This is a genomic window from Acinetobacter sp. YH12072, from assembly GCF_013419565.1.
Taxonomy (GTDB): domain Bacteria; phylum Pseudomonadota; class Gammaproteobacteria; order Pseudomonadales; family Moraxellaceae; genus Acinetobacter.
Window position 1 is genome coordinate 1 of the sequence record NZ_VOZV01000040.1, and the last position, 24258, is coordinate 24258.

A 24258-nucleotide genomic window follows, 5' to 3' on the forward strand; every position below is an offset into this window, starting at 1 on the left:
ACTGAGGATCAGAAAGCTTGTTTGAATCGATGTATTTCATCCGCAGATTATGCACGAATGCTAAGAAATCCGGAGTGCAAATATTAACCAAAAAGAAGATCGTTTTTTGATTTATGAAAGAGATCTAATGTGAAGGGATTTAAGGCAGGAATCATTGTCTTGGCTATAGGATTTAGCGTTCAGGCAAATGCAGATGAAACAAAGGGATATTATATTAAGGCTGCTATTGATCAGTCATTCAAGCCGCTCATGCAACAATATGATGTATTGGGAATGGCAGTCGGGGTGATTTATCAGGGAAAAAATCATGAATACTATTATGGCCTGCAATCTCATATCGACCATAAAGCTGTAAATCGGTAAACAATTTTTGAATTAGGTTCTGTAAGTAAAATCTTTACGGGCATTGCAGGGGGCTATGCCAAGAGTCAGAGCAAGCTTTCTTTTAATGATCATCCAGCTAAATATTGGCCTGATTTAAAGAATTCAGAAATCAACAAAGTCAGTTTGCTGGAATTAGCGACTTATACGAGTGGAAACTTACCTTTGCAATTTCCGGATCAGGTTAAGACTGATCAGCAAGTTTTAGAGTATTTCCAAAATTGGCAGGTTAAACATCCGCCTGGCCAATATCGGCAATATTCAAATCCCAGTATTGGCTTATTTGGTGAGTTAAGTGCAAGATCAATGAATGTTCCTTTTAGCGTATTGCTGGAACAGACGATTTTTCCAAAACTCAATTTAAAGAATACCTATCTCAATGTTCCGAAAGCACAAAGGGTTCATTATGCTTTTGGTTATGATCAGAACAATCATCCGGTGCGGGTAAACCCGGGAGCTCTGGATGCTCAGGCTTATGGGGTGAAATCTACACTTCCCGATATGCTGAAATTATTAGATACCAATCTGAATCTGAAAAAGAACAAGCCTGATATTAAACAAGCGCTTCTGGAAACTCATCATGGATATTTTAAGCTTGGGAAAATGACCCAAGCACTCGGTTGGGAGACTTTTTCATATCCGACGACACTCGATATTTTGCTGGTAAGTAATTCTGAAAAAGTCGTGATGCAAGCAAATCCAGTAGTCAAAAATACTGTTCAGGCAAAATCACAAGTTTTTCATAAAACTGGTTCAACCAATGGCTTTGGAACCTATGTACTGTTTATTCCAGAAGAAAATTTTGGACTGGTCATGCTGATGAATAAAAAAATTCCCAATGCAGAGCGAATCAAGGCAGCCTATCAAGTCTTTCAGACCATAAAAAACAGTTAAGTTTATTAAGCCTGAATAGAAGGAAATGTCTCATGATTTTTGAGCTAGGGTATTTCCTTCTTTTGAAAAGAGGTTGAGTCTTAAACTCTAACTGAAGTAAAAGCCTCCTAATTTCGAAGGTTTTTATTTTGTATCGATAAGAGTAGTAGATTTTATTGGTTGAGAAAATTTCATTCTATAAATTTTAAAATGAAATTTAATAATATTTAGGTTCAAAATAGGGTAAGCTTATTTAATTAAGATTGAATCAGATTAGATAGGTTTCAGGGCATTCATGTTAGAACTTCGTCATTTAAAAACCTTAGTCGCATTACGGGAACATGGTTCACTGGTTGCAGCAGCAGGAGATCTTTGTCTCACGCCTTCAGCTTTGTCCCATCAGCTTCGTGAATTGGATCAATGGTTCGGAGTCGAAATCGTCAATCGCCGTAGTCGCCCGGTCAGTTTTTCCAATGTCGGGCAGCGCTTGCTGAAGCTGGCAGATGATATTTTGCCTCAAGTCCATGTTGCACAGAGTGATATCATTCGCATTGTGCATGGGCAGACAGGACGGATTATTTTTTCTTCCGAATGCCATAGCTGTTTCGACTGGTTGATGCCTTTACTGAATCAATATCGTATTCAATATCCAGATGTAGATTTGGATTTCGCTTCAGGTTTTGAGGCTAATCCGCATGAACTGTTACAAACAGGGGAATTCGATCTGCTTATTACCGCTGATCCGATTGAACTAAAGGGCATAGAGTATTTCCCGATTTTTGAATATGAATCGCGCTTGGTGCTGTCGAATACCCATCCTTTAGTACGTGCCCAAAACATTAGCGTCCAAGAATTGGCGGAAGAAACACTGATTACTTATCCAGTGGACAAGCACCGTCTGGACATCATGTCACACCTGTTTATTCCAGCGAATATTTTACCTAAACAGATTCGCACCACCGACTTGACTCAAATGCTGATTCAACTGGTTGCCAGTGGTCGGGGAATTGCAGCCTTGCCAGATTGGGTAGTGAATGAATATGAACAAAAGGGCTGGGTGACTTCGCGCCGTTTGGAGTGTGTAGCACCTAAAGGATTACGTCGGACTTTATATGCAGGTTATCGAACTGAAGAAAAGCAGAAAGATTATTTCGAAGGATTTTTAAAGCAGCTTGATCGATTCTCTAAAAAGAGAACCACATATTATGATTAAGTGGTGATAAAGGTTTCCTCTCGACTCTTTAAAACTATTCTTTTTGATGACGCTTTCAGTCAATTAGATCAATAAATATACAATTCTAAAACAGGCTTATCTTAATTTTGGGTGAAAGATGGGAAGAGTAGGACTCAACTAGTAGATGAGATATTGAAGAGTTCTTAGGTAGTTTAAAACCTATTCTGAAAGAAGAGGTGAGATCATGAATATTGCAAAGAATACCATTTGTCTTTGGTACGATCATGATGCTGAAGAAGCCGCACGATTTTATGCAGAAATTTTTCCAAATTCATCTGTAGGTGCCATCGTTCTTGCACCTGGAGATTATCCCTCTGGTAAAGCAGGTGATGTCATCACAGTAGACTTTACCGTACTGGGTATTCCATGTATTGGTTTAAACGGAGGACCTGTATTTCAGCATAATGAATCTTTCTCATTTCAAGTCGCCACAGAAGATCAGGAAGAAACTGACCGCTATTGGAATGCGATCGTCAATAATGGTGGTCAGGAAAGTGAATGCGGATGGTGTAAGGATAAATGGGGAGTATCTTGGCAAATCATCCCTAAAGCTTTGCTTGAAGCATCATACAGTTCAGACCGTGGTGTTGCTAAAAGAGCTTTTGATGCCATGATGACCATGAAGAAAATTGATGTCGCTGCAATTGAAGCTGCCATCCGAGGCTAAGGCATGGTCTCGATATCAGTGATTAATGCCATGTATTTAGTTTAAGCGTTTGGCCTTATTACTTATATAAAGTGAGAGGTCATTGATAATAATCAGAAGTTCATCCTTTAAGGTATAGCCAGTGAGTTGCTTATGGCGGCCGCTGGCTAAAATCTATTTAAGCCTTCACAATAAATAATTTTTCTTTTTTAAAAATAAGTAAATAAAACTCGAAGATATCTCTGAAGGTGAAGATTCATATTTGAAATATTTGGCTTAATGTAAGATGATAAAATAGTAAGTGACTAAAATTTAAAATCTTATTTCATCTGCTAGAAGAACGAGAAAGACATGCCTCATTCCCATCATCATGAAAAACACTATATACAACGTTCTGGCTGGTTGCGTGCCGCAGTGCTTGGTGCCAATGATGGAATTATTTCCGTGACCAGTCTGGTTGTCGGGATGGCAGCCAGTGGTGCTTCGTCACAAACACTTTTAATTGCTTGTGTTGCTGGCCTGATTTCTGGTGCAGCCTCGATGGCAGCTGGGGAATATATCTCGGTCAAGTCGCAACAGGATATTGAAAAAAATGATCTCGCCATGGAAGAGCGGGAATTAAATCTGCATCCCGTACATGAATTAAGAGAGCTGAAAAATATTTATATCAAGCGAGGTTTAGAAGATGATCTGGCCGAAGAAGTGGCAAAACAGCTTACTGCACATAATGCCTTAGATGCGCATGCGCGTGATGAAATTGGAATTCTGGAACAGACAGCTGCCCGGCCCTTTACGGCGGCATTTTCTTCAGCATCAGCATTTACGGTAGGTTCTTTATTTCCATTGGTATCCATTTTGGTTTTGCCTTCACATTTGCTAGATCAGGGCGTCATGCTGGTGGGAGTGCTTAGTCTGGGAATGATGGGAGCATTAGCCAGTTATGCAGGTGGTGGCAGCATGTGGAAAGGCGCACTGCGTGTCATGATTTGGGGCATCGTTGCCATGCTATTCAGTTTCTGGATTGGCTCTCTATTTAATGTTACTACCATGTAATTATTTAAAAAATATGGAATAAATTTATATTGTTCTCTATATGTCCAAAATTCAAGTGAAGTACATAATCTTGAATTAAAATTTTCCTCATTGAATTGTATTAGACACATCTAGATTTTTAAGTAACTAACTCATTTAAAAAAATTAAATTTTAACTACAAGTTTTTCTTTAATTAAAAATACCTAATTTGATTATATGCTTCCTTGCACTAAAGCTGTGCCAAAAGGCGCAGTGAAGTGGCAATTTTAAAATCTGGATATGAATATTCTCAGGAAAATAAGAAAGAGCTTGGTTCTCAGTCACTATAATTTAGAAAAAATATAAAAGTACCTCTAGATAATTAATATAAATACAAATACTTATTCGTATAACTATTTTATTGGCACGCTTTGTGCTTATTAGAATTTGAGTCAAAGACGACTCTAAAGAAATTTGTAAGACGGCCAATGACGTCCGTTCTGATCGCATCTGGTGTGCAGCGATTCGCATAGCAGATAAGCCTATACGTTCAGTTCTGGAAGGAGATGGTGATGTCTTCAAATTTATATGAAAAGAAAGCAACAAAAATAAGTCTTTTGAATTTCAGCAGCGCAGCAATGAGAGCCTTCCATATGAGTTGGCTCGCGTTTTTTGTCTGCTTCTTTGCCTGGTTCGCCTGTGCACCGCTGATGCCTGTGATCGCAGGTGAATTCAGCTTAACCAAAGATCAAATCGCCAATATCAATATTGCAGCAGTCGCGATCACCATTCTGGTTCGACTGATTGTCGGTCCGCTATGTGACAAATATGGTCCACGAAAAACCTATACCGCATTACTGGTACTCGGCAGTATCCCGGTCTTTGGTGTGGCCTCTGCGAATAGCTATGAGTCCTTTCTGTTTTTCCGCTTACTGATTGGTGCCATTGGTGCCAGTTTCGTCATTACCCAATATCACACCAGCATCATGTTTGCGCCAAATGTGGTCGGTACAGCCAATGCAGCAAGTGCAGGTTGGGGCAATGCCGGTGGTGGTGCGACTCAAGCCTTGATGCCCTTACTTCTAGCTGCGTTGGTGATGTTCGGTGTTGAACAGGCGATGGGCTGGAGAATTGCACTGATCGTTCCAGGCCTAATGATGGTGATCGTCGGTGCATTGTACTGGAAATTCACTCAGGACTGTCCACAAGGCAACTTTAAAGAACTGCGTGCAGCAGGAATCCAGGTAGGTAGCGAGAAAAAAGGTGGCATGGCAATTCTGATGCATGCTGCACGTAACTACCGTGTCTGGATTCTATTTGGCGCTTATGCGGCCTGTTTCGGTATCGAAATCTTCATTCATAACATCGTAGCCATGTACTACGTAGAAAACTTCAGCTTTGGTTTAAAAGAAGCAGGTATGACGGCCGGGATCTTCGGTCTGCTAGCACTATTTGCCCGTGCACTGGGTGGCATTGTTTCAGATAAAGTTGCCATCAAAAAAGGCCTGGACGGACGTACCAAAGTGCTGTTTGCCATGATCTTGATGGAAGGCTTATTCCTGATTTTATTCTCGCAAATGAACAGTGCCATGCTGGCCATCATCACCATGACTGTCTTCGCATTATTTACCCACATGGCATGTGGTGCAACGTATGCGCTGGTGCCATTTATTGACCGTGATGCTTTAGGTGGTGTGGCCGGCATTATCGGTGCAGGCGGTAACGTGGGTGCGGTCGCCGCAGGATTCTTACTTAAAGGCATGCTGGATATTCAAACCTGTCTGATGGCACTTGGCGGCCTGGTCGTGATTGCAGCAAGTTTTGTTCTGATGATTCGCTTCTCGGTTGAGCATAAGGCCAAAGAGCAAAAGCTATATGAAGAAGCTGTTCTTGAACGAAACAACCTGGCTTAAAACACAAGATACAAGATTTAGAAAATTTAGGAGAAGGAATATGAAACTGGTAATGATTGGCCATGGCATGGTAGGACACAAATTTATTGAATCTGTGCTTGAGCATGCGGGTGATGAGGTTGAAATCACTATTCTGGCAGAAGAGCCGCGTCTGGCTTATGACCGTGTACATTTAACTGAATATTTCACTGGAAAATCAGCCAAGGATTTAACCCTTTGCCGTAATGACTTTGCAGATGCGTATGGAATTGATCTGCGTTTGAGTACCAAAGCGACTGCAATCGATACTGTTAATAAAACAGCCACCACTAATCATGGCGATGTGATTGCTTATGACAAACTGGTTTTAGCTACCGGCTCCTATGCTTTTGTGCCGCCAATTCCTGGTAATGACCGTGAAAATTGCTTTGTTTACCGTACTATTGAAGATCTGGATGCCATTCGTGCAGCGAGCTTGAATGCCAAAAACGGTGTCGTGATTGGTGGTGGTTTGCTGGGGCTGGAAGCGGCAAAAGCGCTGCGTGACCTGAATCTGGAAACGCATGTGGTCGAATTCGCACCACGCTTAATGGCAGTACAGATTGATGATCTTGGCGGTAAAGTATTACGCAGCAAAATCGAAGATCTAGGCGTTAAAGTCCATACCCAAAAAGCCACCTCGTCTATTGAAGACGGCGTAAATGCTAAACATGTGATGAAGTTTGGTGATGGTGCCGAGCTGGAAACTGACATCATTCTGTTCTCTGCAGGGATCCGTCCACGTGATGAGCTAGCACGTCAAAGTGGGCTGGCGATTGGTGAGCGCGGTGGTATCGTGATCAATGATTACTGCCAGACATCAAATCCGGACATTTACGCAATTGGTGAATGTGCGCTGTGGAATAACAAGATTTTTGGTCTGGTTGCGCCCGGCTATGACATGGCACGTATTGCTGCGAAACATGTCCTACAAGAAGAATGTGCAGCATTTGCTGGCGCAGACATGAGCACCAAGTTGAAACTGATGGGTGTGGATGTTGCATCAGTTGGCGATGCACATGCCATGACACCAGGTTCACTGAGCTACTTCTATGCAGATGAAGCAGCGCAGATCTACAAAAAAATCGTAGTTAATGCTGAAAAAACCAAACTGCTCGGTGCAGTGCTGGTCGGTTGTGCCAAAGAATATAACGACCTGCTGCAAATGATGCTAAATGGTCTGGAAATCCCGGAAAATCCGGAAAGCCTGATCATGCCGGGCTTTGATCAAGCGACTGCAAAAGCAGGCGGTAGCGGTGTAGATCTGCTCCCAGACAGCGCAACGATCTGTTCATGTAATAACGTATCTAAAGCGGATATCTGTTCAGCGATTGCCGATGGTTCAACTTCACTAGGCGCTCTGAAAAAATGCACCAAAGCAGCTACTGCATGTGGTGGTTGTGCACCTTTAGTCACTCAAGTATTGAAGTCTGAACTGCAACGCCAAGGCGTGACAGTGAATAACCATCTGTGTGAACACTTTGCTTATTCACGCCAAGAGCTGTATCACCTGGTGCGCGTCAATGAGATCAAAACTTTTGATGACCTGATCCAGCAACATGGTCATGGTCTGGGCTGTGATATCTGTAAGCCAACAGTGGCCAATATTCTTGCATCTTGCTGGAACGACTTTGTCCTGAAACCAAGCCATGCCGGCCTGCAAGACAGTAACGACTACTACCTCGGTAACATTCAAAAAGATGGTACTTACTCTGTCGTTCCTCGTATGGCAGGTGGTGAAGTCACTCCAGATGGTCTGATCGTCATTGGTCAAATTGCTAAAGAATATGGTCTGTACACCAAATTGACTGGCGGCCAGCGTGTCGATATGTTTGGTGCGCAACTGCATCAATTACCAGAAATCTGGGAAAAACTGATCAATGCCGGTTTTGAATCGGGGCATGCTTACGGTAAATCGCTGCGTACCGTGAAATCTTGTGTGGGTAGCACCTGGTGCCGCTATGGTGTGGATGATTCTGTGGGCTTGGCGATCTATCTGGAAAACCGCTATAAGGGCTTACGTTCTCCACACAAACTGAAAATGGCCGTGTCTGGCTGTACCCGTGAATGTGCCGAAGCACAAAGCAAAGACGTTGGTGTGATTGCCACTGAAAAAGGATGGAACCTGTATGTCTGCGGTAACGGCGGTATGAAACCACGCCACGCGGAACTGCTGGCATCAGATCTGGATACACAAACTCTAGTCCGCTATATCGACCGTTTCTTCATGTTCTATATCCAGACTGCAGACCGTCTGCAACGTACTTCAGTATGGCGCGACAATCTCGAAGGTGGCCTGGATTATCTGAAAGATGTCGTTGTGAATGACTCACTGGGTCTGGCAGCAGAACTCGAGCGTCGTATGGAGCATGTGGTGGGCACTTATCAGGATGAATGGCGTACTGCAGTTGAAGATCCAGAAGTCCGTAAACGTTTCAAAACCTTTATTAATGCCAAGGCTGAACAGCAAAACGATCCGCACGTTCAATTTACTGAAGTGCGCGGTCAGATCCGTCCAAAAACTGAAGCTGAACGCAATGCCAGCCGTATTCCGGTAGTTGAAGCCTGATTCAAAGAATAAAGGAGCAAGAATATGACAATTTTAAAAGATATGAATGAACTGAATTGGGTTGAAGTGTGTGCACTGGATGACATTACCCCAAATACTGGCGTAGCGGCATTGGTGGAAGATCAGCAAATTGCGATATTCCGTGTGGGCTCAGAAAAACGTGTTTATGCACTCAGTAACCAAGATCCATTTAGTAAAGCATTTGTGATGTCACGCGGTATCATTGGTGACCTGCAAGGCGAGCGTGTTGTCGCTTCACCAATTTACAAGCAACATTTCAGTCTGGCGACTGGCCGCTGTCTGGAAGATAAAGATCAAAAACTGCTGGTATTTCCAAACAAAATTGAAAATGGCAAGGTGTTCATTAGCCCAGTGCCACAAAAAACCTATATCACCAACAACGGTGTTTCACCGGAAAAAATGAAACTGGTACTGGTCGGTAATGGTCTGGCAGGCATGCGTTGTCTGGAAGACCTGCTGGATATGGCACCAGACCGTTATGAAATTACTGTGATTGGTGAAGAGCCGTGGGGTAACTACAACCGCATCATGCTGTCGCCAGTGCTTTCTGGCGAGAAAACCATTGATGACATCATGCTACATCCGCATGCATGGTATGCCGACAAAGGTATCCGTCTGGTTGCAGGTGATCCAGCGGTTCGTATCGATCGTCTGCGTAAGCAGGTTTATACCGAAAAAGGCGAAGTGATCAGTTATGACCGTTTAATTCTGGCGACGGGTTCCAAACCATTCGTTCCGCCAATTCCAGGTAGCGACTTAAAAGGTGTACTCAGCTTCCGCGACATCTATGATGTAAATACCATGCTGGACTACTGCAAAACCAAGAAAAATGCGGTGGTGATTGGTGGTGGTCTACTGGGTCTGGAAGCAGCTTACGGTCTGAAACAGCAAGGCATGAATGTCACAGTATTGCATCTGATGGATCGTATCATGGATCGTCAGCTGGACAGCAAAGCCAGTCAGATGCTGAAAACAGCGATTGAGCAGAAAGGTATCACCATCCTGACTGAAGCCAATACCGAATGCTTAATTGGTGAAGAAGGTCATGTGACCCAAGTGAAACTAAAAGATGGCACCGTGCTGGCTGCTGATTTGGTGGTCTTCGCAGTTGGTATTCGTCCAAATATCGCATTGGCGCAAAGTGCCGGTCTGCGTTGCAACCGTGGTGTGCTAGTGAATGACACCATGCAGACTTTTGACCCAAGTATTTATGCGATGGGTGAATGTATCGAGCACCGTGGTCAAACCTTTGGTCTGGTTGAACCACTTTGGGGCCAGGCGTTCATTTGTGCATCACATCTGGCCGAGCATGGCAGCCTGACCTTTAAATCGCCAACGGTTCCGACTCAGCTGAAAGTGAGTGGTTGTGATGTGTTCTCTGCAGGTGACTTCGAACCAAAAGATGATTTTGAAGATATCGTACTGAATGATGAAAAGCGTCAGATCTATAAACGCATTATTATTCAAAAGGATAAAGTCATTGGTGCGGTGCTGTTTGGTGATACGGAAGACGGTACCTGGTATGCCGAACTGATTGCAGATCAGACACCGATCACTTCGATTCGAAATAAACTGCTGTTTGGTCGGGATTTTGCATTAAAGAAAGCAGGGTAAAAAATCAATTTGTCATGGTGAAACCAAGATCCGCGGAAACGTCATCCGCAACTGTTTGAGCCAAGACAAAATATGAAAATGAATGTTTCTGCGACCTTTTTGATACATGCCGGATGAGGGCGAGTTTTGCGGATGACAATGGTTTTGCCTACTTTTCCCGAAAGAAAAGTAGGTCGAACCGAAGGTTGATCCAAATAAATGAGTTGCATTGAAAAGACACCGTTGTAATGAACCTTTTTTGAAAAGAATTAAATTGTGTTTCAACTCCTAAGGAGCATCCATGAACAGTATTCCCGTTGTGGAAATTGAAAGCTCCACAGAATTAAAAACTAAAACTACACAGACCACGTGCCCATATTGTGGCGTGGGTTGTGGTGTGACTGCACATGTAACGCCGACCACATCAGGTCCGAAAGTGACTGTTGAAGGCGATGCCAATCATCCTTCTAATTACGGTAAGCTGTGTATTAAAGGCAGTAATTTGGCCGATACCCTAGGACTTGAAACTCGTTTACTGCAGCCAATGCTGGGTCGGAAAGATCAGCGTGAAGACACGAGTTGGGATACTGCAGTTTCGTCCATTGCCAATAAATTTCAGCAATGTATCGACCAGTATGGTCGTGACAGCATTGCCTTTTATGTCTCGGGTCAGCTGCTGACTGAAGACTATTATGTAGTGAACAAATTCGTCAAAGGCTATCTCGGTACTGCAAACATCGATACCAATTCACGTCTGTGTATGTCTTCAGCTGTTGCTGCACATAAACGAGCTTTTGGCGAAGATTTGGTTCCAGCCAGCTACGAAGATTTCGAACATACTGACATGGTGGTACTGGTCGGTTCCAATACCGCTTGGTGTCATCCAGTGCTGTATCAGCGCATTATGAAAGCCAAGGAACAGCGCGACCTGTTTGTGGTCGTGGTTGATCCGCGTTTTACCAGTACCTGTGAAGCAGCAGATCTACACCTACCAATTCTGCCAGGTCAGGATGTGGCGCTGTTTAATGGCTTATTACAGTATTTGCATCAGCATGGTTACGTCGATGATGCATTTGTTGCCGCACATACCCAAGGGTTGGAACAGGCTTTAGCGAGTAGTTCTACTGAAGCTTCGATTGAGGATGTAGCTGCACGTACCGGTATTTCAGCAGTTAAACTCACTCAATTCTTTGAAAAATTTGCCCAAACCGAAAAAGTGATGACCTTGTTCTCCATGGGCGTAAACCAGTCATCACGTGGCGTCGATAAAGCCAACAGTATTATTAACTGTCATTTGCTCACGGGTAAAATTGGTAAGCTCGGTGCAGCGCCATTTTCCATGACTGGTCAGCCAAATGCCATGGGTGGCCGTGAAATCGGTGGACTAGCCAATATGCTGGCTGCACATCTGGATTTAGAAAATCCGGGACATCAGCAGCTGGTACAAAATTTCTGGCAAAGCCCGTATATTGCTAAACAAGCAGGACTGAAAGCAGTCGATTTATTCCAGGCCGTTGAAAGCGGCAAGATCAAGGCGATCTGGATTATGGCCACCAATCCGGTGGTCAGCTTGCCAGATGCAGATCAGGTCAAACGCGCCCTGGACAAATGTGAATTCGTGGTAGTGTCTGATATCTGTCAGGATACGGATACCACACAATATGCTGATGTCTTGTTACCTGCTTTAGGTTGGGGGGAAAAAGATGGCACCGTGACCAATTCAGAACGTCGTATTTCCAGACAGCGTGCTTTTTTAGATGCACCGATGCAAGCCAAAGCTGACTGGTGGGCGATCAGTCAAGTGGCTCAGAAGATGGGTTTCACAGGTTTTGATTTTAATAATAGCCATGACATTTTTCTGGAGCATGCCCAATTATCTGCTGAGCAAAACTCTGATTTAAGTCAGCGATCTGAAACGCCATATTTCCGCTATTTTAATTTAAAAGGCCTAACCGATTTAAGCCTAGCTGAATATGATGAACTGAAACCGGTACAGTGGCCAGTATGGAGAAAAGATCAGGCAGAAGATTCAGTAGCTCGACTCTATAGCGAAGGCCAGTATAGCCATGCAGATGGTAAAGCCAAATTCATTGCAATTTCAGCAGTCAATCCGGTTCATCAAACCTCTAGTGAATATCCTTTAATTTTGAATACTGGCCGGATTCGTGACCAATGGCATACCATGAGCCGTACCGGTTTATCGGCGAATTTGAGTACGCACCGTGCCGAACCTTACTGTGAAATTCACCCGAATGATGCACTAAAATACGGGATTCAGGATGGTGAATTGGTTGAGGTGAAATCGCAGTGGGGCAATTGTGTCTTGCGTGCGACTATTAGTGACAATATCCGCCGTGGACAGGTCTTTGCCCCGATTCACTGGAATGATCAGGTCGCATCCGATGCCCGGATTGGCAAGGTGGTGAATCCGGTAGTGGATGCTATTTCGGGTGAGCCAGAATTCAAGCATACTCCGGTTATCATCCATCCATTTTATAGCCAGTGGCAAGGCGTATTTTATGTGCGTCAAGGCTTTGAAAAAATCGTACAGCCGTCGATTGAAGCTACCGTGTGGTGGACTAAAATCACTACCAGCAATGCAATACGTTATGAACTGGCGGACCGGAAAAAATTTAGCTACACCACTGAGCATTTAAAAGAATTATTGCCATTTCAGGATGAAAGTTTTGAATGGCTGAATCTCGAAGATCAGACCGCCCACATCAGTCATAGCGTGATACTTCAGGATGGTCATGTGATTGCCAGCCTATATATTGCACCGAAGGCTTTATTGCCGGACCGCGACTGGGTAGCAAGTCTGTTTAAACGTGAACGTTTAAGCGCTATGCACCGTAAGGCTCTACTTGCCGGACAGCCGATGTCGATGGCAAATAATGAAGGTCCACTGGTGTGTAGCTGTTTTAAAGTCGGTAAAAACCGCATCATTGAAACCATTAAAACTAAAAATATTACGGATGAAAAACAGGTGACCGCATGTTTAAAAGCCGGAGGGAATTGTGGTTCGTGTTTACCTGAAATCCGTGGCCTGATTAAAACATGTCAATTGGAGACGGTAGAATGAAAAAAGGAGCCGATAGAGAAAATAATAAAACAGCCTATCCGCGTACCGATCTGGTGATTCTGGCGGGTGGACAGGCAAGACGCATGAATGGCATCAATAAACTGTTGCAGAAATTCGATGACCAGATTCAGCTGATCAAAATTCACCAACAGCTGAAATCGAATGTTGCACAGGTCTGGATTAACAGCCATCGCGACTATTCCATTTATCAGAAACTTATTCCCAGTGTTCATTATTATCAAGATGATGAGCCAGGCTTTCAGGGGCCGTTAATGGGCATGAAAAGTGCCTGGTCGCATGTGCAGTCGGATTATGTGCTGTTTGTCCCTTGTGACCTAACTTATATTCCTTCCAGAGTATTGCTCAAGTTGCATCAGGCTCTAGCCAAAAACAGTCTGGCTGAAGTGGCTTATGTGGAAATTAACGGCAAGCCACTTTATCCATTTTGTCTGGTTAAACGCAGCAGTCTGGCAACCCTGAAATTACATCTTGAACAGGAACAGCGCAGCCTTAAACACTGTTTTGCTGATTTGCACGCACAAGTGGCACGTTTTAAAAATCGTGCGCTATTTTTTCACAGTATTAACTCGCTGGATGAACTGCAACAGTATCAACAGCTCAAATTTCTGCACTAAAAACTGAATATTTTACTTTTGGCACAAAGTTGGAACAATTATTGCAAATCTAATTATTACAAGATTGGGCGATTTGAGTTTCGCGCACTGCATATGTGCAACAACCCACCCAATGCCTGAAGATGGATGTTCAACATGAATATGATGACACAGCTTAAAAATGATGCCTTGTTTGTCGATCAATTCGGTCGTGGCAAGCGCAAGCTAAGGATTTCAGTGACCGATCGCTGCAATTTTAAATGTGTTTATTGTATGCCTGAACATCCGGAATGGACGAAAAAACACGATCTGCTCAGTTTTGAAGAGCTGTATCAATTTTGCGATTTTATGGTGCGTCATGGCATTCAGTATATCCGCATTACCGGTGGTGAGCCTTTAATGCGTCAGGGCGTAGTGCATTTTGTTGAACAACTGCAAGCGCTGAAAAAGCTGGGACTACAACGCATTTCCATGACTACGAATGCGCATTACTTAAAACAATATGCACAGGCCTTAAAGCAGGCGGGACTGGATGACCTGAATATTAGTTTGGACGGTCTGGATGCTGATCAGTTTAAACAGCTGACCCAAAAGGATTTGGCACCTGTACTGGAAGGAATTCAGGCAGCACAAGCTGCAGGTTTACCGGTTAAGATCAATACCGTGCTGATGCAGGGTATCAATGATGATCAGATCCTGCCATTGGCGCGCTGGTCAGTTCAGCAAAATATTGTCCTGCGCTTTATCGAATTTATGCCACTTGATGGTGATCACAATTGGTCTACTGAGCATGTAGTCAGTGAACAATACATTTTAGAAACTTTGGCGACTGAATTTACGCTCACTCAAAAAACTAATAATTCTGCCCAATCAGCTTCGGAACCCGCACGCCAGTATCTGATTGATGGCCATCCGATTGGAATTATTTCAACCATTACCAATTCATTTTGTGGCAGCTGTGACCGCTTGCGATTGACTGCACAAGGTGAATTTTATAACTGCCTGTTTGCACCTCAAGGCTTGAATCTTAAAAAGGAAATCAAATCACTAAATTCATCTGTCGCTCTAAGTGAGTTGAATTTGTATGGTGCTTTATCCCGATATATCTGGAACAAAGAACAGGGCTTTCATGCCATAGAGCAGCGTTTAAAAAATCAAAGTATGAATCAAAACAGCCGCAAAATTAGTATGCACATGATAGGAGGCTAAGATGTCACAGATCAGAATCAGAATTGAAGCCTTCGGTGCGGTAGAGCGACAGTTACCGCAAGATCTCGAAATTATCTGCAAATCTCAAAGTACCGTATCTGAAGTTTTGAATCAGGTGGGACAAGATTATCCTGATGCATTTGGCATGATTGAACGCTGTGCCTGTGCCATTGGTGAAGACATCATTTCACGTCAGACACCTCTTAATGCTGACAGTACTTTGGTGCTGTTGTCACCTGTCGCAGGAGGCTGAAATGAGCGAATTCAAGCAATTTTCTAGGATTCAAGATACTACTTTAGATCTGGAAAGTTTTGATCCGATCCAGTCTTTTCCTGAATGTGGTGGAGTTGGAGTATTTATTGGAACGGTACGCAATCACCATGAAGGTAAAGCAGTCAAGGCACTGAAATATACGGCCTATGCACCTGTTGCAGAAAAAATGATTCGCCAGATTGAACAGGAAATCCAGGCCAAATACGGCGTGTCCTATGTGCGGGTGATTCATCGAATTGGGGCATTAGATATTGGTGAAAAAGCCATTATTGCAATTGCTTATGCTGCACATCGACATGAGGCTTTTGCTGCTTGTGAGGAAGCAGTAGAGCGGGTCAAACATGAGGTGCCAGTCTGGAAAGAAGAGTTTTATATGGATGGCAGCAGTCAATATGTTGAGGGATGTTGTATCCGTAAAGATGTAGAAACTGCTCACATGCATCATCATCCAAAACATTCAGATGAGACGCATCAACATTGTCATCATGCCAAAGAGAATACACCATTCATCTATCAATGGCCGATATAAGTCAGAACAGACACACGTTTTAAGAAGAAATGAACTATAGGAACATGCAATGAAAAATGTCGGGATGAAAGCAGAAAGTTATCGGACTGCAGTAGCTACAGGGATTCTGCATGCACCGCCACATTGCATTGAGTTATTACGAAATGGCAATACGGAAAAAGGTGATGCTCTAAAGACAGCTCGCATCGCCGGAATCTTAGGGGCTAAACGAACCGATGAACTGATTCCACTTTGTCATCCCTTACCAATTTATCGTGCAGATGTGGAATATGAACTGTTTGATGCACATGTCGAAATTATTGCCACAGTAGAGACTATTGGTCCAACTGGTGTGGAAATGGAAGCCTTGACTGCCGTTAGTCTGGCTGGATTAACCCTCTATGACATGCTCAAACCACATTGTGAACCGGAAGACTTATGTCTGGATCAATGTAAATTGCAAAAGAAAAAAGGCGGTAAATCGCATTTTACCCGTGTCTTAAAAGAAGCCTTGCCAGCATCCATCATTGTGCTTTCAGATACAGTCGCTGCCGGTAAAAAACCGGATACAGCAGGGCAAAATGTCCTGGAAATATTACAAGAAGCCAATTTTGAAAATATTGCCTATCAGGTAATTCCAGATGATCCTGAACAGTTATTGGCATTGGTTCATCAACAGAAAAATGACTATCCATTGATCCTGACTGTAGGTGGAACAGGCTTAGGTCCTAAAGATCTAACAGTTGAAACTTTACAGCCTTTACTGAAACGGGAAATTCCTGGACTCATGGAAGCTTCACGCAGTTTCGGCCAGAAACGCACGCCGTATGCTGCTTTGAGTCGTGGCGTTGCTGGCTATATTGATAACAGTTTGGTAATGACTTTACCGGGCAGCCGACAAGGCGCCAAAGAATCTTTAATTGCCGTACTACCAGCGTTGGTACATTTATTTGATGTGCAAAAAAATATTCCACATCAAGGCGGTTATCAATAATGTCTGGATGTGGAGCAGAACATGGCCTGATTACAGTCGATCAGGCTTTAAAATTAATTTTGCAGCATACTCAAGTGTTAGCAACGGAACGACTGAAGTTGAATCAGGCCTTAAATCGTTATCTGGCAGAAGATATTTATTCTGGGATTAATCTACCGTTATTTTCGCAAAGTGCCGTAGATGGTCATGCACTGTGTACCCAATCTGCAATTGAACCAGAACGCGAATTCCAACTGATTGGTGAAATTCGGGCGGGACAACAAGGTGAACTGCAACTTCAGGATGGTCAGGCAGTCAGGATTTTTACCGGCGCTAAAATTCCGCTTGGGACTACTACGGTCGCACGTCAGGAAATCGTTCAAGCAATTGATTTATCCAGAATCAAAATTACGGAACAGCTTAAAATTCATGCCGATATTCGGGATGTGGGCGAAGAAATTTCAGTCGGGCAATTATTGGCCAATAAAGGTCAGCAGCTGTCAGTCGGTGCAATTGCCTCTTTAAGCATGGCAGGAATCAATACTGTTGAGGTTTTTCAATATCCTAAAGTGGCTGTGGTCATTACAGGTGATGAAGTTGCTGAAAGTATCGAGGATTTTGCAGCGGGTAAAATTTTTGATGCCAACGGTCCCCTGATTGAAGCCTGGTTTCAGCAAGCTGGGCAGCAGGTTGAGATTTTTCATGTTGCAGATACTGAAGCGGCAGTATGGGATCTCATTCAAGAATTATCAGCAAGCCATGACCTGATTTTAACCACGGGCGGTGTATCTGTCGGAGATTATGATTTCATTCGGCCTGTAGCACTAAATTTAGGTTTCGACCAGATATTCTGGAAAGTAAAACAGAAGCCGGGCAAGCCGATGTTCTTTGCCCAGCTACAGCGCAATGATAGTTCACATTGTTATCTGCTGGGTTTACCGGGCAATCCCGCAGCAGTGTATGTGGGCATGCAGATCTACACCGCAACTTTATTAAATGCCTTACAAGGACACAAATCTCAGCCGAACTGGTTTAATGCTGTACTCACCCATGATCTGAAAATGAATGCCAGAGAGCGCTTTTTAAGAATGTCTGCCAGCTTTGAGCAGTCGGTTTTACGAGTTAAAAGTCTGTCTAAGCAGCAATCACATATGCTGAGCAATCTCATGCAGGCCAATTGTCTGGTTCGCATTCCGGCAGGAAAAAGCCTGAAAGAAGGGGATCTTGTTCAAGGCTTATTTATTCACTGATAAGGGTAGATGCACATGAAAAAATCTCTGTTTTTATCCATGTGCATTGCCATGATGTTTTCCTCAGTCCATGCAGGAACAGTGAAGGTTTACGCCGCAGCGAGTCTAAATAATGCTGTGACCGAAATTTCCAGGATTTACCAAGCCCAACATCCACAAACTAAGATTATTTCCGTATTTGGTGCATCTTCTGCTTTAGCCAAACAGATCGAAGCAGGAGCTAGTAGTGATCTATACTTTTCAGCTGATCAGGATTGGATGAATTATCTGGTACACAAGAAACTTATAAATTCCAGTTCAGTTCATCCCATCCTGTTAAATCAGTTAGTGGCGATCAGCCCGAAACATCTGAATATTCATTTTAAACCCCAGTCCAGTTTTAATTTTGCCCAGTCCTTTAAAGGTTATGTATGTACCGGGCAAATGGAATCAGTGCCTGCCGGAAAATATGCCAGGCAAAGTCTGACCCAACTGAACTGGTTAAATGGCTTAAAAGGACGAATTGTTGGAACGGATGATGTGCGCTCGGCTTTGGCTTTTGTCGAACGTGGCGAGTGTGAAGTTGGGATTGTCTATAAAACTGATGCCTTGATCAGCCGAAAAGTAAAAATCATCGGTACTTTCCCAGCAAATTTACATAGTCCGATTATTTATCCTTTAGCTTTGACATGGCAAGGCGCACAGAATAAAGAAGCAGTGCAATTTGAACAATTTATACAAAAAAGCGCGCAGGCCAAAGCTATCTTTCAAAAATATGGATTTAGGCTGAATCCCTAAACAATGACTGGAGAAATAACTGCAAGATGTTAAGTCCAGAAGAACTCAGTGCACTCTATCTGTCTGCCAAAGTGGCCAGCTTTGCGACCTTATTCTGCTTACCTTTTGCAGTAGTATTGGCTTGGGTTCTGGCCAGACATGAATTTCGGCTCAAGTTTTTGGTCGAAGCATGTTTGCAATTGCCGATGGTGCTGCCACCTGTGGTTCTAGGTTATCTGCTTCTGGTGCTGTTTGGTAATCAGGGCATGATTGGCCAATATCTCAATACACTCGGGCTACAACTGTCATTTAACTGGAAAGGGGCAGTATTGGCCTCGATGATTGTCGCATTCCCATTGATGGTGCAACCGATTCGTTTGTCATTTCAGCTTATGAATCAGCAACTCGAACATATCGCAGGGTCATTGGGCGCAGCACCGTGGAAAGTGTTTTGGAGTATCAATTTACCTCTGGCGATTCCCGGTATGCTGATTGGCAGCATCTTATGTTTTAGCCGCAGTCTGGGTGAGTTTGGCGCCACCATTACTTTTGTGGGAAATATTCCGGATGAAACCCGCACTATTCCCATCGCAATTTATTCCTTATTGCAACAACCGAATGGTGAAGAAATGGCGATGCGTCTGGTGGTTTTATCTATTTTTTTGGCATTTACTGCCTTAATTGCCAATTATTTTATTTTGCAAAACTATCAACGGAAATTGGGAGGCTGAAATGTTGAAGTGTGATTTTCAATATCAACAAGCCGATTTCGAGTTGAATATTAAACTGGAAATATCGCAGCAACTATTGGGGATCGTCGGTGCATCTGGAAGCGGAAAAAGTACTTTACTCAAAAATATTGTTGGACTATTAAAACCTGATCAAGGATATATTCAGTTTAAACATCAAGATTTAATCAATACAGAAAAGAAAATTAATATTCCAATGCATCAGCGCAAAATTGCATTAGTTTTCCAGAATGCTTTGCTGTTTCCACATATGAATGTGCAGCAGAACCTATGTTATGCAGAAAAACTGATATCTAAAGCAGATCGAAAATTCAAGTTTGAAGACATCGTAGAATTATTAGAATTAAAACCTTTAATATATCGTAGAGCACACCAACTCTCAGGTGGGGAAGCACAGCGTGTCTCTATTGGTCGAGCATTATTGTCTTCACCAAATTTGTTGCTACTAGATGAACCTTTAACGGGACTGGATCAACAGTTAAAACAGCAGATTTTACCGTTCCTAAAACGGATTAAAGATGAGCTGAATTTACCCATGGTTTATGTGACCCATCATCTGGAAGAGTTAGCTTACTTAGAAGCTGAAACTGTACAGCTCAAACAGGGCATATTAATCAGGAACTGATTAACTCTAGCTGATTGAGCCGGGCAGGTTTTGCATAGTAAAAACCTTGCAGATAATCACAATGATGCGACTTTAAGCACTCAGCCTGTTCAGGATTTTCAATTCCTTCCGCAACAACTTCCAGATCCAGCTTATGCGCTAGGGTAATCATGGCTTCAATAATGGCCTCATCTCGTGGATTGCCGGGTAAATGCTGTACAAAGCTACGATCCAGTTTGATCTCATCGATCGGAAGACTACGTAAATAACTTAAACTCGAATAACCAGTGCCAAAGTCATCCACCGACACTTTAATCCCCAAAGCCCGGACATTTTTTAAGATCTCAATCGACTTATCACCGCTGGCGATTAGCATACTTTCAGTCACTTCCAGTTTAAGCAGCTCATGCGGGAATTCAATTTCTGCTAATAATTGCTGTAGATCGCTCAGGAATCCACTTCTTTTAAACTGTAAGGGAGACAGATTGACGGCAACCGAAATTTGAGTCTCATGCTGCATATTCCAGGCTTTGACTTCCTCACAAGCCTGTCTGAGCACCCATTCGCCAATCGAGACAATTTGACCAGTTCTTTCTGCAAAAGGAATAAAGTCGGCAGGAGAAATAAAGCCTTTTTCTGGGTGTTGCCAGCGAATCAAGGCTTCCAGACATTTGACCTTGCCCGTTTCACTGTCCAGAATTGGCTGATAAAACAGTTTAAACTGCTGTTCATGCAGAGCGACCATCAGTTCATGACGAAGCTGTACATAATCTACCTTCGGTAAAGGCTCTTTCGTGAAATTATACCAGTGCCAGGTATTACCCCCTTCGGCATTGGCGTCACGCATGGCATCTTTAGCAGCATTGATAAACTGCTTAACACATTTAATGTCTGGATCAGCATCAGCCACACCAATACTGGCACTTAGATGAATGTCGTAACCATCTACGTGAAAAGGTTGAGATAATCCGGCGATGATTTCTTCGGCACGTACAGCAACTTGCTTGAGATCATTCATTTGAGTTAATAAAATTGCAAACTCATCTCCTGAAAATCTGGAAATTACATCTTCCGGCTCCAGGTTTTGGCTCAGACGATTGCCCACTAGTTTTAAAATTTTATCGCCAATATCATGACCGAGGCTTTGATTCAAAGGTTCAAAATCATCCAGATCCAGATATAAAAGCACTAGATTTGCAGAACCACTCTGCGCTAGATGCAGTTTTTCCTGAACCACTTCTTCAAACAGCTTATTGTTGATAAAGCCGGTTAAATGGTCATGTGATTCCTGATAAGCGATTAGTTCTTGCTGGGCAACATGCTGACTCACATCCTGTTGAATGGCAATAAAATGAGTGCATTTATGATTATCATCAAAGACCGGGCCGAGATTCAGCTTGTTCCAGAACCAGTGTCCATCCTTACGATAATTTTTCAGGACAATCTTGATTTCAGATTTATTCTGAATGGCTTCGCTGATTTGCTGGACGCTTTCCGCGGAAGTATCAGGTCCCTGCAAGATGCGGCAATTTTTTCCTTTGAGTTCTTCCAGGCTATAACCGGTAATCTGCTCAAAGGCCGGATTAACATATTCAATAGGCTGGTCATTTTCTGCCGAGGTTAAAATAATGCCATGCGGATTTGCATCGACACTACGTTTCATTAAGCGCAGCATTTCATTGTTTTGATAACGTTCAGTAATGTCGCGTGCCACGCTAAAAATACCGACAATTTCCTCATTCACTTTAATTGGCAAAAAAGTTAAATCGAGCCAGTATTTCTGTCCTGCCGAGTTATGTGCCTGAACTTCAAGATGTCCAGTCAAGCCATGCTTGGCCTGCTCAAAGGCTTCTAAGGCAAGAGGGCGATGTTCAGGTTCAATAAAATGATCAATTTTAGTTCCGATATGCGATTTAACACCAACTTCGTTAAAAAATTTGGTGGCCAGATTGGCATCTACAATATTGCCGTCCAGATTATGCTCAAAAATTGCATCGGGATGAAAAGAGAAAAATGACTGATATTTATCTTTGAGCTGATTTCGTTTTTTGCGTTCTTCATACAGCTCAAAGGTTAAGGCGATCAGCGAAGCTGCATATTGCAGCAGGTCAATTTCATTGGGAGTAGGAGACTTGATCGAACGATAATAAGTACCAAAAGAGCCAAAAAGTTTGCCACTCCCGTTGGCAATTGGTACCGACCAGCAGGCTCTTAAACCATTTTGTTTAACCAGATCTTTATATGCGACCCAGTTCGGATCATTGAGTAAATCCTCACAGACCACTAAACGACGATGATATGCAGCTGCACCACAAGCGCCAACATTCGGGCCGATTTTTAGATCTTTTGAAGCTTCTACATATTCTCTGGAAAAATAGGCTGGTTCTTTTATTAAATTAAGCGTTTGTTCCTGTTCCGAATACAACATGACAGATACCAGTGCATCCGGGATTTTGTCCCCTAACCATGCGGTAATCGCATCTATGATATCCTCTAAGGCAGCAGCTTGACCAATCAGATTAAAAATCTCTTGGCTGGTGCCTCCATTATAAAAAGAAGTCATATTGTATCCTTAAGTATAAACCTCTATATAAACCTAGAAGTATTAGAGAAATTATACTGTTTTTTTGAATAAAAGATCTAAACCCCATAACACAATAACAAAATAATATATTTAAATTATCTACTTAATAACTGTATAAAAATATTATAACTGAGCACTTTTTTCACCTGTCACCACACGATTTCTCCCTAAATGTTTGGCTTGATATAAATTCGTATCTGCTTGTTTTAAAACTTCTTTGATATCAGACGAAGTTAAAGGCCAGTGTGCAATACCGAGTGAAGCAGTGACTATTCCTACTTCAAGTAAATAAGTCGATGCCAGTTTATGTCTTAATCTTTCAGCGATTTTAGTTGCATGTGAAATCTCTTTGACTGGCGCAAGAATAATAAATTCTTCACCACCAACGCGACAGCAAATATCCTGTTCACGAAAACTTTCCCGAATAAATCCGGCAACTTTGGTTAATACCACATCACCCATATCATGCCCATGACGATCATTAATTTTCTTGAAATAGTCAATATCCAAAACCACCACAGCAAAATAAGTTTTATTGCTAATTAAATCATTTAAAAATAGTTCAAAGCCACGACGATTATAAAAGCCGGTTAAAGGATCGGTTAAAGTATCCTGTTTAAGTTCTTCAATCTCCTGATTAAAAACATTTACACTAGATAATAGGGATCTCTTGAATTTAAAAACTTCAAAATACCAAGGCGTAATATGATTAATCTTTTCAGTGATACCTGGATCATTCAAATGACTTGCCATTTTGGCAAGATCATTTAATGGAGAGGTAATAGATTTTGAAATACGCCAGATGATTAAAAAGATAATAATATAGATAACAAAAATTGTGCCAATTACTTTGTAGGCAAGAAGACGGGCTTGGGCGAATAAATCTTCTGTAGGCTGCTGAAACACCACGGTCCAGTTAGTGGTAGGAATTTTTGCAAAACTTGCTAGTTCGCTAACTCCCATATCGTTGTTTAATTTTATTTTACCTGAGCTATGAGACTCCATATAAGCTAAACCGGTATTGTGTTGGAATGTTTTTCCAATTCTCTCTCTTTCTGGATGATAAATAATTTTATGTTCTTTATCAAAAACATATAAGTAGCTATTTTTATAACCATAATTTTCGCTTAAAAGTGTCTTTAATAAGGATTCTTCATGTAAATAGATAAACCCTGCAATAAAGCCTTGGTATTTATTATTCTGATCAAAGATGGGAAAACTAACCAGGACGACCAGATTACCTTTTAATGAATAATAGGGTGAGGAAATAAGAGATGGATCCGTAAATTTGAACAACTCCTATAAGTGATATTCTGCTCCTCAAATGATGTTATAAACATCAATATATGGAGTATTTTATGGCACGTAGACCAAGAAGAAATCATTCAAATGATT

At 42.4% G+C, this 24258-nt stretch carries 18 protein-coding genes and 1 pseudogene; 17 read left to right on the forward strand and 2 right to left on the reverse strand.

All coding sequences use genetic code 11. The features are described 5' to 3' along the window. Positions 1–129: 129 nt before the first annotated feature. The 17 genes and pseudogenes from ampC (at position 130) to FTU19_RS14000 (ending at position 20300) form a co-directional block, all read left to right on the forward strand. Positions 130–1275 (forward strand): annotated as a pseudogene (gene ampC, locus FTU19_RS13920) (class C beta-lactamase). A 274-nt stretch (positions 1276–1549) separates the two neighbouring features. Beyond that, positions 1550–2467 carry a LysR family transcriptional regulator gene (locus tag FTU19_RS13925; RefSeq protein WP_179993148.1) on the forward strand — a complete coding sequence of 306 codons (918 nt, stop codon included), beginning with the start codon at positions 1550–1552 and terminating at the stop codon, positions 2465–2467. A gap of 205 nt (positions 2468–2672) precedes the next feature. Then, on the forward strand, positions 2673–3155 hold the full coding sequence (locus FTU19_RS13930; RefSeq protein WP_179993149.1) for a VOC family protein: 483 nt from the start codon (positions 2673–2675) through the stop codon (positions 3153–3155). Between the two features lie 330 nt (positions 3156–3485). Beyond that, positions 3486–4187: a VIT family protein gene (locus FTU19_RS13935; RefSeq protein WP_180131669.1), complete on the forward strand. Its 702-nt coding sequence runs from the start codon at positions 3486–3488 to the stop codon at positions 4185–4187. A 531-nt stretch (positions 4188–4718) separates the two neighbouring features. Beyond that, positions 4719–6059: an MFS transporter gene (locus FTU19_RS13940; protein ID WP_004783163.1), complete on the forward strand. Its 1341-nt coding sequence runs from the start codon at positions 4719–4721 to the stop codon at positions 6057–6059. A 40-nt stretch (positions 6060–6099) separates the two neighbouring features. Beyond that, on the forward strand, positions 6100–8646 hold the full coding sequence (nirB, locus tag FTU19_RS13945; RefSeq protein WP_218955217.1) for a nitrite reductase large subunit NirB: 2547 nt from the start codon (positions 6100–6102) through the stop codon (positions 8644–8646). Positions 8647–8670: 24 nt separating this feature from the next. Next, a complete protein-coding gene (gene nirD, locus FTU19_RS13950; RefSeq protein WP_179993151.1) occupies positions 8671–10281 on the forward strand; it encodes a nitrite reductase small subunit NirD in 1611 nt (536 codons plus the stop codon). Between the two features lie 280 nt (positions 10282–10561). Then, complete coding sequence (locus tag FTU19_RS13955; protein WP_180131672.1) at positions 10562–13342, forward strand: nitrate reductase; 2781 nt, start codon at positions 10562–10564, stop codon at positions 13340–13342. Continuing rightward, complete coding sequence (locus FTU19_RS13960; RefSeq protein WP_180131675.1) at positions 13339–13977, forward strand: molybdenum cofactor guanylyltransferase; 639 nt, start codon at positions 13339–13341, stop codon at positions 13975–13977. Before FTU19_RS13955 ends, FTU19_RS13960 begins: the two co-directional genes overlap by 4 nt. Before the next feature lie 135 nt (positions 13978–14112). After that, entirely contained in the window at positions 14113–15165 is a 1053-nt protein-coding gene (gene moaA / locus FTU19_RS13965) for a GTP 3',8-cyclase MoaA (RefSeq protein WP_180131679.1), read from the forward strand. Position 15166: 1 nt separating this feature from the next. Continuing rightward, entirely contained in the window at positions 15167–15418 is a 252-nt protein-coding gene (locus FTU19_RS13970; protein WP_005234437.1) for a MoaD/ThiS family protein, read from the forward strand. A 1-nt stretch (position 15419) separates the two neighbouring features. Continuing rightward, entirely contained in the window at positions 15420–15968 is a 549-nt protein-coding gene (locus FTU19_RS13975; protein WP_179993155.1) for a molybdenum cofactor biosynthesis protein MoaE, read from the forward strand. A gap of 49 nt (positions 15969–16017) precedes the next feature. Continuing rightward, entirely contained in the window at positions 16018–16941 is a 924-nt protein-coding gene (gene moaCB / locus FTU19_RS13980) for a bifunctional molybdenum cofactor biosynthesis protein MoaC/MoaB (protein ID WP_179993156.1), read from the forward strand. Further along, on the forward strand, positions 16941–18170 hold the full coding sequence (locus FTU19_RS13985; RefSeq protein ID WP_180131682.1) for a molybdopterin molybdotransferase MoeA: 1230 nt from the start codon (positions 16941–16943) through the stop codon (positions 18168–18170). Before moaCB ends, FTU19_RS13985 begins: the two co-directional genes overlap by 1 nt. A 15-nt stretch (positions 18171–18185) precedes the next feature. Next, positions 18186–18947, forward strand: coding sequence for a molybdate ABC transporter substrate-binding protein (gene modA, locus FTU19_RS13990; RefSeq protein WP_180025567.1), 762 nt, complete (start codon positions 18186–18188; stop codon positions 18945–18947). A 26-nt stretch (positions 18948–18973) separates the two neighbouring features. After that, positions 18974–19657 (forward strand): molybdate ABC transporter permease subunit, encoded by a 684-nt coding sequence (gene modB / locus FTU19_RS13995; protein ID WP_180131685.1) that lies wholly within the window; start codon positions 18974–18976, stop codon positions 19655–19657. A 1-nt stretch (position 19658) separates the two neighbouring features. Then, complete coding sequence (locus tag FTU19_RS14000) at positions 19659–20300, forward strand: ATP-binding cassette domain-containing protein (protein ID WP_004783142.1); 642 nt, start codon at positions 19659–19661, stop codon at positions 20298–20300. Here the strand turns inward: FTU19_RS14000 and FTU19_RS14005 are convergent. Both FTU19_RS14005 and FTU19_RS14010 read right to left on the reverse strand, forming a co-directional pair. Continuing rightward, positions 20290–22842, reverse strand: coding sequence for an EAL domain-containing protein (locus tag FTU19_RS14005; RefSeq protein ID WP_180131687.1), 2553 nt, complete (start codon positions 22840–22842; stop codon positions 20290–20292). The genes FTU19_RS14000 and FTU19_RS14005 overlap by 11 nt on opposite strands. Positions 22843–22986: 144 nt before the next feature. Then, positions 22987–24159, reverse strand: coding sequence for a diguanylate cyclase (locus FTU19_RS14010; protein WP_257225470.1), 1173 nt, complete (start codon positions 24157–24159; stop codon positions 22987–22989). Between the last annotated feature and the right edge of the window lie 99 nt (positions 24160–24258).